The sequence below is a fragment of the Bradyrhizobium sp. USDA 10063 genome, from assembly GCF_054063735.1.
This window is the reverse complement of record NZ_JBSSGP010000002.1, coordinates 8,864,105-8,879,623: the sequence shown is the minus strand read 5'-3', so window position 1 is coordinate 8,879,623 and position 15,519 is coordinate 8,864,105. Positions and strand designations below refer to the sequence as shown.

Genomic DNA, 15,519 nt, shown 5'->3' with positions numbered 1-15,519 from the left:
TTGTCTCGCTTTCCCTAGAGAGATCTCGTCCGTTCCTCAAACCCGGGATGCCCAAGCAGCATCCGGCAGCGCAGGAATCGCCACCCCGCATATTTGAGGAATTCCAGTCCCTGAGAGGATGACCGAGCATTTTGCAGCAGGCTGCGGAGCGCCCAATAGAAGTCGTCGGCAGCGGCATAGAGCCTGCACCGGTTGAACGCCTTCTCGCTGAAGCCGCCGTCGTGCATCTCCAGGAGCGGCTTCATCTGGCTTTCGAACTGGTAAAGCTCGTTCATCTGCACGCCGAGCTGGTAGTAGGGATCGATGTCGCCGGCCATGTCGAAGTCGACCAACATCATCGCGTCGTTCGGACCGAGCATGACGTTGGAGGAATGAGGGTCTCCGTGCGCAGGTTTCCGTTCGACGCCCGCCGCAGAAATCGCATCGCGCATGGTCGTCATCCATGCCAGCATCCATTCCACATCGCCGGGGAGTGTACTGTCAGCCTCGGAAACCAGCGGCCAAAGCCGATCGACGCCATCGAAGACAGACCAGGGTCGTCCGAATGGCTCGCCTGCGGCAATCGTCTTCTGCATCTCGATCAGACGTGCAGCCGCGCCCTCGTGCATCAGGTCGTCGATTTTCGCGGTTCGCCAGCCTTCGCCGAGCCGCGCGAACAGCACGGCCCTTTCGCCCCGCACCCGCGCGATAGGCTCCGGCGACAGACCGAGACTGCGAAGACGATGCGCCGCCGCAAACGCCACATCGTCGTCGACCAGTTCGGCGACCTCGTCAGCTCCCAGCCGAAGAAAGAACGTTGCCTCCTTGCCATCAGGCGCCACGTCGAACGACGTCGACTCGACCGCGTGATAGGATGGCGATGCGACCGGCGGCACCGATGCTGCATAGGTTGCGCTCGCGGCATCGAGCATCGGCAGGCTCCTGATTGCCTGCTCGGCACGCGCCTCCAGCGCCGTCTCCGCACTTCCGAGCGGCTTCATGTCACCGTCCCCTTCGGATTGGCCGCCTGCAGCCCTTCGCTGGCGATCGCATAGAGCATGTCCGCCAGCACCTGCGTCCCGAAAGCCTGATCCTCGGCGCTAGTGAACTCAGTCGGATGATGGATCACGCCGTCGCGCGAACGCACCGCCAGGACGATCGAGGGGCAGACGCTGGACATTGCCACCGCATCATGACCACCAATCGTATCCAGATGGCGCGCCGTCTCCCCGTAGTTTGCGGCGGTTCGTTCGGCGAGCGAGATCAGCCCAGGAGCAAAGCCGCCCGCCTTGCGCCGATCGATCGCCCTGATCTCATAGGTCACGCCGGCTCTCTCGGCCGCCGCTTCCATCCTGATCTTCATCTTCCGCTCAGCCTCGGCGAGAACTTCCGGCGAGCCGGAACGCAATTCGATGAAGAGAACGGCTTCGGATGGAACGGTGTTGGGCGAGTTTGGAAACACCTCCAACCGGCCAACCGATGTGTGCAGGTCGAGACCGTGCTCGCCGGCGATCTCCTTCAGATCGGCGATCAGATAGGCTGCGCCGAGCAGCGCGTCCTTGCGTTGAGCCATCGGCGTCGGCCCCGTATGCGCCTGCCGGCCAAGGAAAGCGAGACGGTACTTGGTAGCGCCCCAGAAGCGGGTGAAGATACCGAATTTCTCATTCGCCTCGAACAGCGCCTTGTCGCCCTCGATATGAAGTTCGATGAGGGCGTCCGGAATTGGCACCTGGTCCTTGCCTGCATATCCGATCTGCTCGAGGGACTGACGAACGGTGACGCCGTCTCCATCCGCCCGGTCAAGCGCCCATTCAAGTTCGGTCGACCCGGCGAATACGCTGCTGCCGAGCAGGCTCGGCTGGAAGCGCGCGCCCTCCTCGTTGGTCCAGTTCACCACTTGGAAATTGCAGGCCGACAGCTTGTTCTCCGCCTTCAGACGTTCCGAGACGGCGAGCACGGCCTCGCAGGCCGAGACGACACCGAGAGCCCCGTCGAAGCGACCACCATTGGGCTGGCTGTCGATATGCGAGCCGACCATGATGACCGGCGCGTTGGCGCCGGCAAGCGGCATGCTGCCGAACTGATTGCCGATGGCGTCGACGGCCTGGATGAAGCCGTTGTTGGCGAACCAACGGCCAAGCCAGTTGCGCGCCGCGCCGTCCTCTTGCGAGAGCGTCAGGCGCGTCATGGATCCATCCGGCCCGCCGCCGAATGTCGACAACTCGTCCATCATCGCCTTAAGCCGTGACGGCTTGATGGGAGCGCGCTTGGAGGCAAGGTCAGGCATAGATGATTTCCACGTTGGATTTGAGGAACTGGTTGGAGAAGTCCTTGGTCAGGGTGCCCCCTGTGATGACCGCCTGGACGTCGCCCAGCCCAAACGTATGGATCGAACCGAGGCGGCCGAACTTGGAACTGTCGGCGACGATCGCCGACCGCTTGGCCTGTGCGCGCGCAACGCGCCGCGTGATCGCTTCGTCCTCGCCATAGTCCATGAAGCCGCGTTCGGCATGGACGGCGCTGATCGCGATGATGGCGAGATCGAAGAAATGATCCTTCATCGCTGCCACGGTTTCGGGCCCAAAGGTCGCCTGATAGTCGGGGCGCAACCGTCCTCCGAGCACGCGAACGCTGGGCGTCGATAGATAATAGAAGTGCGCCGCCACCGCGAGCGAGTTGCTCACGATCGTGAGGTCCTTGCGAGCCTCGAGGTGCTTCACGCAGGCAAGCGCTGTCGTCCCCTCGTCAATGAAGATTTTCATGCCATCCTTGACCAGAGCCGCGGCGGCCTCGCCGATCCGCGCCTTCTCCCTCGCGCCGACGCGCAGGCGCTCGGCAAAGGGCTGATCGCTCTCCTGCCGATCGATCACCGCACCGCCATAGACACGACGGGCAAAGCCCTGCGTCTCGAGTTCCCGAAGGTCACGGCGGATCGACTCATGACTGACATTGAGGTGATCGACCAGGTCCTTGACGTGAACCCGCTGCTTCTGCCGCAGCAGGTCGCGGATCAATTCAAGGCGATGCTCCGTGAAGCTCATGGACGTTCCTCGAATGTCACGGCACTGCCGGCCGCTTCTCGATACGAATTCTTGTTCACGACCCGTCTCATCACACGTCGGCGCGCATCCCTCCGACGGCGCCGGAAGCGGCGGCCGACGGCATCACCAGGTGACAGGCAGCGAAGTCTTGCCGCTCCCGCACCGTCAGGCTCGGATGAAGGCGGCTGCATTTGTCGATGACCTGCGGGCAGCGCGACCGGAAGCTGCAGCCTGCGGGGACGTCGAGCGGGCTTGGCGGCTCCCCCTCCAGTAGACACTCCTCCGGCTGATAGCGACGCCGTTCGAGAGTCGGCATCGCGCTGAGAAGTGCTTTCGTGTACGGGTGGCCCGGGTCGAAGAAAAGACGCTCATTGTCGGCAAGCTCAAAGACCTCGCCGAGATACATCACCGCCACGCGGTTGCAGGCCTTCCTCACCATCGCCAGGTCGTGCGAGATGAAGATGTAGGTCAGGTCGTACTCCTTCTGAAGCTTCTGGAACAGGTCGAGCAGCTTGAACTGCTCGGTTTGATCGAGTGCCGACAGCGTCTCGTCCATGATGAGAATTTCGGGCTCAAGCACCAGCGCGCGGGCAACATTGATGCGCTGTCGCTGTCCCGCGCTCAATCCCAGCGGGAGCTCCTCGTAAAGTTCGGCCGGCAAGCCCACTTCTCCCATCACCTTCAGGACGCGTTCGCGAATCCTTCCCCGGTCGCGCCAACCATGCGTGCGCAACGGGTCCTCCAGCATCTTCCCGATCGAGGTGCGCGGCGGCAGCGAGCCGAACGGATCCTGCAGCACCATCTGCAGCTTGCCCCGGAATTCGAGTAACGCCTTGCCCTTGAGCGTTGCGATGTCCTTGTCCGCACAGAGGATATGTCCCGAACTCGGCAGTTCGAGCCTGGACAGAAGCCGCATCAGGGTCGACTTTCCGCAGCCAGACTCGCCGACAATGGCAAAGCTGTCGCCGCGGCGCACGTCGAAGGTGACATTACGAACGGCGCGAACCAGGTTGACCCCGCCAAAGCCGGTCTTCTTCTTGACCTTGTAGGTCTGCGAGGCGTCGCGCAGGCTGAGAACCACCTCCCGCTGGTCATCGAGGCGGGGTGTCGCCGCAGTCTCGACCCATATCTTCGGCGTCTGACGCACCAGCTCGCGCGTATACGGATACACGGGCCTGCTGATCAGGTCTTCGGTCGACTGCTCCTCGACGATGCGACCATCCTCCATCACCAGGATCCGCGAGCAGGCCTCGCGCGCCACCGGCAGCGACGACGAGACAAACAGGACGGCGGTGTTGAAGCTGATCGTCAATTCCTTCATCAGCCGGATCACTTGGGCGGCAACCGTCACGTCGAGCGGCTGCGTGACGTTGTCGGCGACCAGAAGTGCGGGATTGGTCACCAGCGCATCCACGATCAGCGCGCGCTGCATCATGCCGCCCGAGAATTGGGACGGATAATCGTGAAAGCGGTTTCGCGCGGACGGAATGCGAACGGCGTCGAGGAGTTCGATGACGCGGCGTTCGGCCTCCCGGCGCGATGTGTCGGGCACGACGGCCCTCATCTTCTCGACGATCTGGGCACCGACCGGCAGCGTCGGATCAAGCGCGCCCATGGGGTTGGCGCCGACATAGGATATCCGCTGGCGCAACGGGCGCATCTCCGCGCCATGCATTGCATAGATGTCACGTCCCTCGAACAGCACCTCGCCGGATCGCTTCGTGAGCGGTGGCTCGAGCCAGTTGACCACGGCCTTGGACAGCACGGTCTTGCCGGAACCGCTGGCGCCCACAACGCCAACGATCTCGCGGGGAGCGAGGCTCAGGGACACATTATCGAGAATGACCTTGGCCGCGCCGCCGCGGCCGGCGGCGACCGCCAGATTCCTGAGGTCAAGAAGCGGCTGCGTCATGCTTCGGAGCCTCCATGAATCGCATTGCGTGCGCGTTCGAGAGAAGCGCCGATCAGGTTGATGCTGGTGAGGGTCAGGCCGAGGAAGAGGCCCGGCATGGTCGCGATCCACCACGCGTTCAGGAGATATTTCCGCACCGTCCGCGATGATATTGCCGAATGTCGGCGTCGGCGGCTGCACGCCGAGCCCGAGGAAGCCGAGCGTAGACTCGAAGATCATCATGCGTGCCACGTCGAGCACGGAGGTAAACAGGACCGGCGGCAGCAGCAACGGCAGCAGCAGGGCGAGGATGATCCGAAGATCGGTCGAACCGCCGATCTTTGCGGCGCGGACATATTCGCGCTGCCGCTCGGTCATCACGATGCTCCGCATGATGCGCGCATAGACCGGCCAATTCGAAACGCCGAGCACGAGGACGATCGCAGGGATCGTCGGTCGCGAGACGCCAAGCACGGAGATGGCGAGGATGATCATAGGGATCGATAGCTGGGCATCGGTCAGCCTCATGATGATGGCATCGGTTCGCCCGCCGAAATAACCGGCAATGGTGCCGAGCGCGCATCCGATCGCCAGCATGACGATGACGGAGGCGACGCCGATCAGGAAGGAGTAACGGAGGCCGACGAGTGAGCGCACAAGCATGTCGCGGCCGATTTGGTCCGTGCCGAGCGGGTGAGCCCAGTTCCAGTTTCCGCCCAGAAACAGCGGCGGCAGAAGGCGGGCCTTGACGTCCATTTTGGTCGGATCGATCCCGCTCAGTTCTGGATAGAATGCGGTTGCGAGAGCAAGGACGACGAACAGCGCGAGGCCGACGCGAAACCCTGGCGTGGACGCGGCCTTGTCGAAGATACGTCGGACGATGGAGCGTTGGACCGGCTTGTGCGCCATAGGAGCGCCGGTGGCGGTGGCGATAGACATCAATATTCGAGCCTCAATATTCGAGCCTTGGATCCACGGTGGTGGCAATGAGATCGACAATGATGTTGATCAGCACGAAGACGGCGCTGGTTACGATCGCGATCCCTTGAATCAACGGGAAGTCACGCTGCAGCACCGCGTTGATGGTCAACAGGCCCAGGCCCGGATAGTCGAAGATATATTCGACGATGATCACTCCGCCGAGCAGGCTCGAGAACTGTACCCCGAGCAGATTGAGCAGCGGCACGGAGGCATTGCGAAGGGCATGGTTTGCAATGATGCGGCTGCGGCCGAGGCCACGGACATGCCCCACCGCCACGTACGGCTCCATCATCTGCGCCGAAACGGAACTGACGAGCGTCCGGATCAGGACAGGCGACAGTTCGACCGCAAGCACGATGGCCGGAAGAATCGTATAGGCAAATCCCTGATAGCCGATCGCCGGCAGCCAGCCGAGCTTGACTGAAAAGAGCAACGCGAGAACGATTCCCAGCCAGAAGTTCGGCAGCGATATGAAGATCGACGAAGTGTAGAACGCCAGCTTGTCCGGCCATCGCCCGACCGCCAGGCCGCCCGCAATCCCTATGATCCCGGAGAATACGAGAGCAATCACCAATGTCACCGCGGCAAGCTGCAACGTCATGGGCAGGGCTTCGAGAATCAGGCTTAAGACCTTCGCCCGTTCACCGCGTGTCGTGTCGTTGAAGTTCGCGCCACCGGTAGCCGCGCCGTTCGCGGGGCGAACGAAGGACTGGCCGAGATCGCCCCGAACGACGCTGCTCATATAGCGCCCGAACTGCACGATGATCGGGTCTCGCAGGCCCATGTCGGTCGCGATCTTCTCGATCAGGGCCTCGGGAGCCATGCCGCCGGCCATCAGTCGCACGGGATCTCCCGGCACGATCCTCAACAAGGTGAAGATCAGCAGCGAGACAAGGAATATGATGATGACACCCTGGACCAGGCGCCGCATCAGGAAATTCAGAACGAACATTCTTCAGCTCCGCGAAGGACATGTCGGACCGCGCAACCGCCTGTTCGCGGCGCGCGGTAGCCGTTCATGGTCAGGCAACGGGCTTGGAAGCGTCCATCGATCCATCCGGATAGATATAGAGGCCCTCGAAATCCTTCTGCATCGCGTGAATCATCACGGAGGTGAACAGCGAGAGCGCGGGCATCTTCGAGGCGATGAGTGGCATCGTCTCGGTCTGAAGGATCTTCTTCCGTTCCTCAAGCGTCGGCGCGCTACGTTCCTTGTCGAGACTTGCATCGATCGCCGGATCCTCGATGCCGCAAATGCGATGTGACGAGGAGTGAAAGTGCGTGCGCAGGATCAGGTCGGGCTCGGGTGAACCGGTCGACCATCCACAGTCCACCATGTGACCGGGTCCACCGCCGGGACGATGGTAGAGGCGTTCATTCCAGGCGGCCGGCTCGAGCACGGTCAGGCTGACATTGAAGCCCTGCTCGTTGAGCATCGCGGTGATGATCTCGCCATATTCCTTGGTCTTGGGATAGAAGCCCACGGACGTGATGTATTCGAGCGGCGGCAGACCCTTGCCGTTCGGGAAGCCGGCCTCGGCGAGCAGCGCCTGACACTTCTTCGGGTCGAACTTCGGATAATTCTCGAGATCGATGTAGCCGAACTTGACCGGTGACACGAAGTTGGATGACGCATGGCCGGCGGAGCCCAGCACTTCGAGGATGAGATCACGGTTGATCGCATGACAGGCGGCAAGGCGGATGCGCGGATCGTTGAACGGCGGCTTCGAGCAGCGAAACCACAGATACTTGTTCTCGACGGAAACCACCTGGTTGATCCGGATGTTGGGATTGCCCTTGACCGTATCCACCTGCTCCGGCTCCAGGCGCTCGACGATCGACGCCTGACCGTTCATAAGCGACAGCATGCGTGTCGTGGAATCGCCGGTAAAGGTGAAGTTGATGCCCGCAATGCCCGGCTTGCCCTTGAAGTAGCCGTCGAACGCCTTCATCACGGTGTCGTTGCCGCGCTGTTCGACGAACTTGAAGGGACCGGTGCCGTTCAGCCGCTGTGAGAGCACGCCCCCGGGTCCGCCGGCGATATCCTTTGCCGACATGATCGGCAGGAACGCCGCAAGGAACATGAAGAGGTGCGCCGGATAACCGCCCTTCGACGTATCAACGATCACCGTGTAGTCATCAGGCGTCTCGATCTTCAACGTTTCCGTGGGGCCGGGATACCATTGCGCTGGGCGATCCGGCTTGGATCCGTATTCGAAGGTTGCCTTGACGTCCTCCGCCTTGAACGGCTTGCCATCATGGAAGACCACGCCTTGGCGCAGCTTGATCTGCAGGCGGCTCGGATCGAGCAGCTTGATGTCGGTTGCGAGCTCATAGACCACCTCGCCCGGGTTATCGAGCTTCATCGGTGTGCGGGTGAGGAAGCCCATCACGAAGCCTTCGATGTTCTTCTGCGAAAGCGTGGTGTGGGCGGTCGGATCCCAATTGCCCGTGATGTTCTCGGCCGACAGAAAGCTCATGGTCTTCCCGGCCTGCGCGTGGGCCGCCGAGATAAAAAAGTCCGGATTGATCTGCATGTAGCCTGCGGTGACCGCAGCTCCTGCCGCCCCTTTTAGAAAGTGGCGACGGTCAAATTTCGGATGCATCGACATTCCCCTTTTCCACATGAACCGACAAACCGGTCACAACGGTCATGCAGGTGGCGTGCCAAGGCAGTAATTGCTCAGTTTTTGATGATCGCCGTGTGGTTTTTGACCGATCTTGTGGCAGTCCCCTCTCGGCGTGCGCAGGACGCGGACGCGCACTGCCTCATCGCGGGCGGTTCGCCTACGGTGTAGGCAGTCGGATTTGCGAGTTACGTGAACTGGCTTTGCGCTGATTGTTGTGGTCAGCGCCGAGCGCGCCCTATGGCGCCAAGCTAGGCAGATCGAGGCCGTTCGAACGGGCAGATGCAATCGCGCTTTCATAGCCCGCGTCCGCGTGCCGCATGACGCCGCTCGCCGGATCGTTCCACAGCACCCGTTCAATGCGGCGGGCAGCCTCCGGGGTGCCGTCTGCAACGATCACCATTCCGGCATGCTGCGAATAGCCGATGCCGACGCCGCCGCCGTGATGCAGCGAGACCCACGTCGCGCCGCTGGCACAATTCAGGAGAGCATTGAGCAAAGGCCAGTCTGATACCGCATCTGACCCGTCGCGCATCGCTTCGGTTTCGCGGTTCGGACTTGCAACCGAGCCGCTGTCGAGATGGTCGCGGCCGATCACGATCGGCGCCTTCACTTCGCCGCGCGCCACCATCTCGTTGAAGGCGAGACCCAGCCGGTGCCGATCGCCGAGACCGACCCAGCAAATCCGCGCCGGCAGCCCCTGAAACTTGATCCGGGCTTTCGCCATGTCGAGCCAGTTGTGCAGATGCTTGTCGTCGGGCATCAGCTCCTTGACCTTGGCGTCGGTCCTGAAGATGTCGTCCGGATCTCCTGACAGCGCTGCCCACCGAAACGGCCCAACGCCGCGGCAAAACAGCGGACGAATATAGGCCGGGACGAAGCCGGGAAAATCGAACGCGTTCTGCAGTCCCATATCCTTCGCCATCTGGCGAATGTTGTTGCCATAGTCGAGCGTGGGAATACCTTGCGCGTGGAAATCCAGCATGGCCTTGACGTGATCGACCATGGAGGTCTTGGCCGCGGCCTCGACCGCCTTCGGATCGCTGGCGCGTCTGGTCTCCCACTCGGCAAGCGACCATCCCTTGGGCAGGTAGCCATTGATGGGATCGTGCGCGCTGGTCTGGTCGGTGACGATGTCGGGCCTCACGCCACGCCGCACCAGTTCCGGAAAAATCTCGGCCGCATTGCCGAGCAGACCAACCGACACTGGCTTCTGGCTCTGCGCGCTCTCCGCCATGATCGCAAGCGCTTCGTCAAGCGTGCTCGCCTGCCGATCGAGATATCCCGTGCGCAGCCGCATCTCGATGCGGCTCGGCTGGCATTCGACCGCAAGCAGCGAGGCGCCCGCCATGGTCGCGGCGAGCGGCTGCGCGCCGCCCATCCCGCCGAGACCCGCTGTGAGGATCCACTTGCCTGCAAGGCTGCCGCCGTAGTGCCGTCGGCCGACCTCGACAAACGTCTCATAGGTCCCCTGCACGATGCCCTGGCTGCCGATATAGATCCAGGAGCCGGCCGTCATTTGACCGAACATCATCAAGCCTTGCCGGTCGAGCGCGTTGAAATGATCGAGCGTCGCCCAATGCGGCACCAGGTTCGAGTTCGCGATCAGAACGCGCGGCGCATCTGGATGGGTGCGGAAGATTCCGACGGGCTTGCCCGACTGAACCAGCAACGTCTGGTCGGCCTCCAGCTTGCGCAAGGAGGCGACGATCCGGTCGAAGCTATCCCAATCGCGCGCCGCACGACCAATTCCCCCGTAGACGACGAGCTCGCTTGGTCGTTCCGCAACCTCCGGATCGAGATTGTTCATGAGCATGCGGAGCGGCGCTTCCGTCAACCAGCTCTTGGCGCTGATCTCGCCACCTCGTGGCGCGCGGATCGTACGGTCATTGTCCACTCGGCGGCTCATGACAAATGGCCCTCTTCGGCAGGCTTCGAAACAAGGATCGGAAACGGATTGTCCGGGAGAACGGCGAGCGCTGCAGCCGGCAACGCACCGGCTTCGACCAGCGCGGTTGCCTTCGCAAGATCGTCGGCCATGTAGCGGTCCGCGCCCAGCGCCGGCACATGCGCGCGCAACTCGGCAATGACCGCTGCGAGCGGGGCACTGGTCGAATGCGGGGCGCGAAGAGTGATGCCTTGCGCCGCGGCCAGCAGCTCGATGCCCAGGATCGTCGCCAAATTGTCCGCCATGTCGGACAGCCGGCGCGCAGCGTGCGCAGCCATTGAGACGTGATCTTCCTGATTGGCGCTGGTGGGGGTTGAGTCGATCGAGCAGGCCAACGCGCGCTGCTTGTTCTCGGCATAGAGCGCGGCCGCCGTCACTTCGGCGATCATGAATCCGGAATTGATGCCGGGCTCCGGTGTGAGGAACGGCGGCAGGCCGAAATTCAGCGCGGGATCGACCAGCGTCGCGATACGTCGTTCGCTGATCGCGCCAACCTCCGAAAGCGCAAGCGCAATCTGGTCCGCCGCAAAGGCCACCGGTTCGGCGTGGAAGTTGCCGCCCGAGACGATCTCGCCGGTCTCGACCAATACCAACGGATTGTCGGTGACCGCATTGGCCTCGATCGTCAGTGTGCGAGCCGCTTGCGCAAGCAAGTCGAGCGCGGCGCCGGCCACCTGCGGCTGGCAGCGCAGGCAGTAGGGATCCTGCACGCGCTCGTCGCCTTCGAGATGCGACTGGCGGATGTCGCTACCGGCGAGCAGCGCCGTCAGGGCCGCGCCCGCGGCGATCTGCCCGGCATGTCCCCGCAGCTGCTGGATTTCCGGGCGAAACGGCACGGTCGAGGCCATGGCGGCATCGACCGAGAGTGCTCCTGTTACCAGCGCGGCACAGGCCAGGCGATGGGCCCGCAATACGCCGGAGATCGCGTAGGCCGTCGAGAACTGACTGCCGTTGATGAGGGCGAGGCCCTCCTTCGGTCCGAGCGTCAACGGCGCAAGATTGGCAGCGGCAAGCGCCTCGCGACCCGACACCACCCGTCCATCGACGATTGCCTGCCCCTCCCCGATCATGACGGCCGTCATATGGGCGAGCGGCGCCAGATCGCCGGATGCGCCGACCGAACCCTGCTGCGGCACAAGCGGATAGACGCCGCGCGCCAGCATCATCTGCAATTGCTCGACGACTTCGCGGCGCACACCCGAAGCGCCTCTTCCGAGCGAGACGATCTTCAAGGCCATCATCAGCCGGACGATCGGCTCAGGCGAGGGGCGCCCTACCCCGCAGCAATGGGAGACGATGAGATTGCGCTGAAGCAGCGCCGTCTGATCGGGCGCAATGCGCGTCGATGCCAGTTTTCCGAATCCGGTGTTGATGCCGTAAACCGGCATGTCCGCACCAGCAGCCTGCGCAACGATATGAGAAGCCGCTTCGACCCGCGCCCAGAACGATGGTTCCAGCACGACTGCCGCACCTGCGAGCACCTGCGCAAAATCGTCGAGCGTAACTTTTCCGGGCGTGACGACGACCGGCGCGGCCGGATCGCTCATTGCCCCCTCCACACCCGGCTATGCGGGGGATTGAATCCGATCCGGTAGACGAGCTCGGCAGGCCGCTCGATATCCCAGATCGCGAGATCACACCATTTGCCGGCCTCGAGCGTGCCGGTTTCACCCAAGAGGCTCAGCGCGCGCGCTCCCTCCCGCGTCACGCCGGCAAGACATTCGGCAACGGTCATCCGGAACAGCGTCGCACCCATGTTCATCGTGAGCAGAAGCGACGTCAGCGGCGAGCTGCCCGGATTGCAATCGGTCGCCAGCGCCATTTTGACTCCGTGGGCGCGGAAAAGCTCGATCGGTGGTTTCGTCGTCTCGCGAATGAAATAGAAGGCGCCTGGCAGCAGGACCGCGACCGTGCCCGCTGCCGCCATCGCTTGAGCCCCGGCCTCATCGGTATGTTCCAGATGATCGGCGGACAGAGCTGAATATTCCGCGGCAAGCGATGCGCCGCCGAGATTCGACAATTGATCGGCGTGAAGCTTGACCGGCAAACCCAGGGCCTTCGCCGCCTCGAACACACGCGCTGTTTGATCGCGCGAGAACGCGATGCCCTCCATGAAAGCATCCACGGCGTCTGCAAGCCCTGCCTGCGCTACCGCCGGCAGCATCTGTTGGCAAACGAGATCGATGTAACGATCCTTGTCTCCGGAAGCTTCAGGCGGAAGCGCATGTGCGCCAAGGAAAGACGTCCGGATCGCAATCGGTCGGACGCGGCCAAGCGCACGCGCGGCCGAAAGCTGTCGCATTTCGGTTTCTGTGTTGAGGCCGTAACCGGACTTGATCTCGATCGTCGTGACACCCTCGCGGATCAGGGCGTCGAGCCTCGGCAGCGCACCGGCAACAAGATCAGCCTCGCTTGCAGTCCGAGTCGCCGCAACGGTGGAGACGATGCCGCCGCCGGCACGCGCGATCTCTTCATAGCTTGCGCCCTTAAGTCGCAGCTCGAACTCATGCGCGCGGTTGCCGCCGAAAACCAGGTGGGTGTGACAATCCACCAGTCCGGGCGTGATCCATCGGCCCGCGCAATCGATCCGCTCGCTCGCGTCGGCATCATGCGGGAAAGCGGATTGCGTGCCTGCATAGACGATCCGGCCATCGCGGGCCGCGATCAGACCTTGCTCGATAACGCCGAGATCGGGCAGATCCTCCCGCATCGTGGCGAGCCGGGCATTGTGCCAGATACGATCGAAGCGCTCGGCCATGTGTCTTCCCCCGGTGCCGGAAGCTTGACATATATGTCTAGACATATAATTGTGTCGGCGTTCTGTCCAGCCGGCAGGAAACATGACACATCTGCATTTCGCATCCGCGCTGCTGCCGTCGGGCTGGGCCGATGACGTGCAGGTGGTCATCACGGATGGGATCATCGCCAAGGTCACGGTCGGCGTAGCGCCGGAAGCGCGGGATGAGCGGCATCAATTGGCCATTCCGGGGATAGCGAGCCTGCACAGTCACGCGTTCCAGCGCGCCATGGCGGGCCTTGCCGAGACGCGCGGCAACACAGCGGATACGTTCTGGACATGGCGCGAGACGATGTATCGCTTTGCGCTGGAGATGACTCCGGACGACGTCGAGAGCGTTGCGACCCTGCTTTATGTCGAGATGCTCGAGCGGGGCTATACGCGGGTTGGCGAGTTCCACTATCTGCATCACGATCGTGACGGCACGCCCTACGCCAACCCCGCCGAGATGGCGACACGGATTGCACAGGCCGCCGAGAGCGCAGGCATCGGCCTCACACTGCTGCCGAGTTTCTACGCGCACAGCTCCTTTGGTGGCACCGCGCCGCATGCAGGCCAGCGCCGTTTCATCTGTTCGATCGACCAGTTTGCCGCGCTGATTGACGCCACGCGCAAGATCGTCCGGCCTCTACGCGGAGCCAATGTCGGCATTGCCCCGCACAGCCTGCGTGCCGTGACGCCAAACGAACTATCTGCGATCGTGCCGATGGCCCAAGGCGAGCCGATCCATATCCATGCCGCCGAGCAAGTCAGGGAGGTCGAGGATTGTGCTGCCTGGTCGGGCCAGCGGCCGGTCGAGTGGCTGCTTGACCATGCGCCCGTCGATCAGCGCTGGTGCCTGATCCATGCGACCCATACAACGCCGACGGAAGTCGCCTCGCTTGCGAGCGCCGGCGCGGTCGCCGGCCTCTGTCCGGTTACCGAAGCGAGTCTCGGCGACGGCATTTTCCCGGCACGCGAGTTTGCTGATGCCGGGGGCCGCTTCGGCGTCGGCACCGATTCCAACGTCCTGGTCGGTGTTGCCGATGAACTGCGCCAGCTTGAATATGGTCAGCGCCTGAAGCACCGCGAACGCAACGTGCTGTCCGGCGGACCAGGCAGCTCGACCGGCCGTGCGTTGTTCGACAGCGCGCTCGCGGGCGGTGCACAGGCGCTGGCGCAGACCGGGGCGGGAATGGAGCAAAGCGCACGCGCCGACATCGTGACCCTCGATATCATGCATCCGTCGCTGGCCGGACGCCGCGGCGATGCCATCCTCGACGGCTGGATTTTTGCGACGGGCGGGGAAGCCATCGATTGTGTCTGGGCAGGGGGAAACAAGGTCGTCGAGGGCGGACGTCATCGGCTCCGCGAGCGAGCGCGCGCAGAGTTCAATGCGACCGTTCGGAGGCTCCTGGCATGAGCCTCCCCGCCCACAACGAGCTTCAGGCCGCGGACAAGCGGACGCTCTATAAGCAGATCCGACACGATATAGAACGGCGGATCCTGACCGGCGAATGGCCTCCGGGTCATCGCATTCCCTTCGAGCACGAGCTGATGGAGCGCTATCGCTGCTCGCGAATGACCGTGAACAAGGCGCTGTCGGAGCTGGCGCAAGCCGACCTGATCGAGCGACGGCGGCGGGCCGGTACATTCGTACGTCGTCCGCAGCATCTGTCGGCGGTGCTCAAGATAGTCGACATTCGCGCGGAGATCATCGCGCTTGGCCGCAGCTATGCCTATCAGCTCATCCATTGCTCGCGTCGTGTCGCGAACCCTGCCGATCGCGCACGTCTTGGTGTCCGTAAGGCCGGCAAGGTGATCGCAATCGCATGCCGTCACAGCGCCGATAATGTGCCGTTCGCCATCGAAGACAGGCTGATCGATCTCGACACGGTACCGGAAGCTGCCGCGGCGGACTTTACAACCGAGCCACCCGGGTCATGGCTGTTGCACCATGTTCCCTGGACAGAAGCCGAGCACACCATCAGCGCCGTGGTGGCCGACGAGCGCACTGCGGCCGAACTGGATATTGCGATCGGCGCACCGTGCTTGGTGATCGATCGGTACACATGGCGTAGCGCACGGACGGTCACCTCCGTGCGCCTGCTCTATCCAGGGGATTCGCACCGGCTGGTAGCCCGTTTCAATGGCGGCTGAAGGAATGGCTGGCACGGCACAATTCATGCAACGCGGCGTAAGCATGACTGGTGCAGGGGTTCGTCGCGGAAGGAACCAATGGGACGTAATCCATAGTTTCGGTAGGAGGGAAGAGC

General features: G+C 62.9%; 11 protein-coding genes and 1 pseudogene. 2 read left to right on the top strand and 10 right to left on the bottom strand.

What is annotated here, in order from left to right; genetic code table 11:
* Positions 1 to 14 precede the first annotated feature (14 nt).
* The 10 genes and pseudogenes from ACVJGD_RS43410 to hutI all read right to left on the bottom strand — a co-directional run bounded on the left by ACVJGD_RS43410 (position 15) and on the right by hutI (position 13,225).
* Positions 15 to 980 (bottom strand): phosphotransferase family protein, encoded by a 966-nt coding sequence (locus tag ACVJGD_RS43410; protein WP_456639815.1) that lies wholly within the window; start codon positions 978 to 980, stop codon positions 15 to 17.
* Entirely contained in the window at positions 977 to 2,266 is a 1,290-nt protein-coding gene (locus tag ACVJGD_RS43405; RefSeq protein ID WP_456639814.1) for an allantoate amidohydrolase, read from the bottom strand. The genes ACVJGD_RS43410 and ACVJGD_RS43405 overlap by 4 nt, the downstream gene beginning before the upstream one ends.
* Positions 2,259 to 3,020 carry a DeoR/GlpR family DNA-binding transcription regulator gene (locus ACVJGD_RS43400; RefSeq protein WP_456639813.1) on the bottom strand — a complete coding sequence of 254 codons (762 nt, stop codon included), beginning with the start codon at positions 3,018 to 3,020 and terminating at the stop codon, positions 2,259 to 2,261. The genes ACVJGD_RS43405 and ACVJGD_RS43400 overlap by 8 nt, the downstream gene beginning before the upstream one ends.
* 70 nt (positions 3,021 to 3,090) lie before the next feature.
* A complete protein-coding gene (locus ACVJGD_RS43395) occupies positions 3,091 to 4,932 on the bottom strand; it encodes an ABC transporter ATP-binding protein (RefSeq protein WP_456639812.1) in 1,842 nt (613 codons plus the stop codon).
* A pseudogene (locus ACVJGD_RS43390) lies at positions 4,929 to 5,850 on the bottom strand (ABC transporter permease). The gene ACVJGD_RS43395 and the pseudogene ACVJGD_RS43390 overlap by 4 nt, the downstream one beginning before the upstream one ends.
* Positions 5,851 to 5,863: 13 nt before the next feature.
* On the bottom strand, positions 5,864 to 6,844 hold the full coding sequence (locus ACVJGD_RS43385; protein ID WP_456639811.1) for an ABC transporter permease: 981 nt from the start codon (positions 6,842 to 6,844) through the stop codon (positions 5,864 to 5,866).
* Between the two features lie 70 nt (positions 6,845 to 6,914).
* Positions 6,915 to 8,498: an ABC transporter substrate-binding protein gene (locus tag ACVJGD_RS43380; RefSeq protein ID WP_456640572.1), complete on the bottom strand. Its 1,584-nt coding sequence runs from the start codon at positions 8,496 to 8,498 to the stop codon at positions 6,915 to 6,917.
* Positions 8,499 to 8,757: 259 nt separating this feature from the next.
* Positions 8,758 to 10,428 carry a urocanate hydratase gene (gene hutU / locus ACVJGD_RS43375; RefSeq protein ID WP_456639810.1) on the bottom strand — a complete coding sequence of 557 codons (1,671 nt, stop codon included), beginning with the start codon at positions 10,426 to 10,428 and terminating at the stop codon, positions 8,758 to 8,760.
* Positions 10,425 to 12,014, bottom strand: a complete 1,590-nt coding sequence (gene hutH / locus ACVJGD_RS43370; RefSeq protein WP_456639809.1) for a histidine ammonia-lyase — start codon at positions 12,012 to 12,014, stop codon at positions 10,425 to 10,427. The genes hutU and hutH overlap by 4 nt, the downstream gene beginning before the upstream one ends.
* Positions 12,011 to 13,225 carry an imidazolonepropionase gene (hutI, locus tag ACVJGD_RS43365; RefSeq protein ID WP_456639808.1) on the bottom strand — a complete coding sequence of 405 codons (1,215 nt, stop codon included), beginning with the start codon at positions 13,223 to 13,225 and terminating at the stop codon, positions 12,011 to 12,013. The genes hutH and hutI overlap by 4 nt, the downstream gene beginning before the upstream one ends.
* 82 nt (positions 13,226 to 13,307) lie before the next feature.
* Between hutI and ACVJGD_RS43360 the strand changes: the two genes are divergently transcribed.
* Together ACVJGD_RS43360 and hutC are read left to right on the top strand one after the other, a co-directional pair.
* Entirely contained in the window at positions 13,308 to 14,666 is a 1,359-nt protein-coding gene (locus ACVJGD_RS43360) for a formimidoylglutamate deiminase (RefSeq protein ID WP_456639807.1), read from the top strand.
* Positions 14,663 to 15,403, top strand: a complete 741-nt coding sequence (gene hutC, locus ACVJGD_RS43355; protein WP_456639806.1) for a histidine utilization repressor — start codon at positions 14,663 to 14,665, stop codon at positions 15,401 to 15,403. Before ACVJGD_RS43360 ends, hutC begins: the two co-directional genes overlap by 4 nt.
* Positions 15,404 to 15,519: the final 116 nt, after the last annotated feature.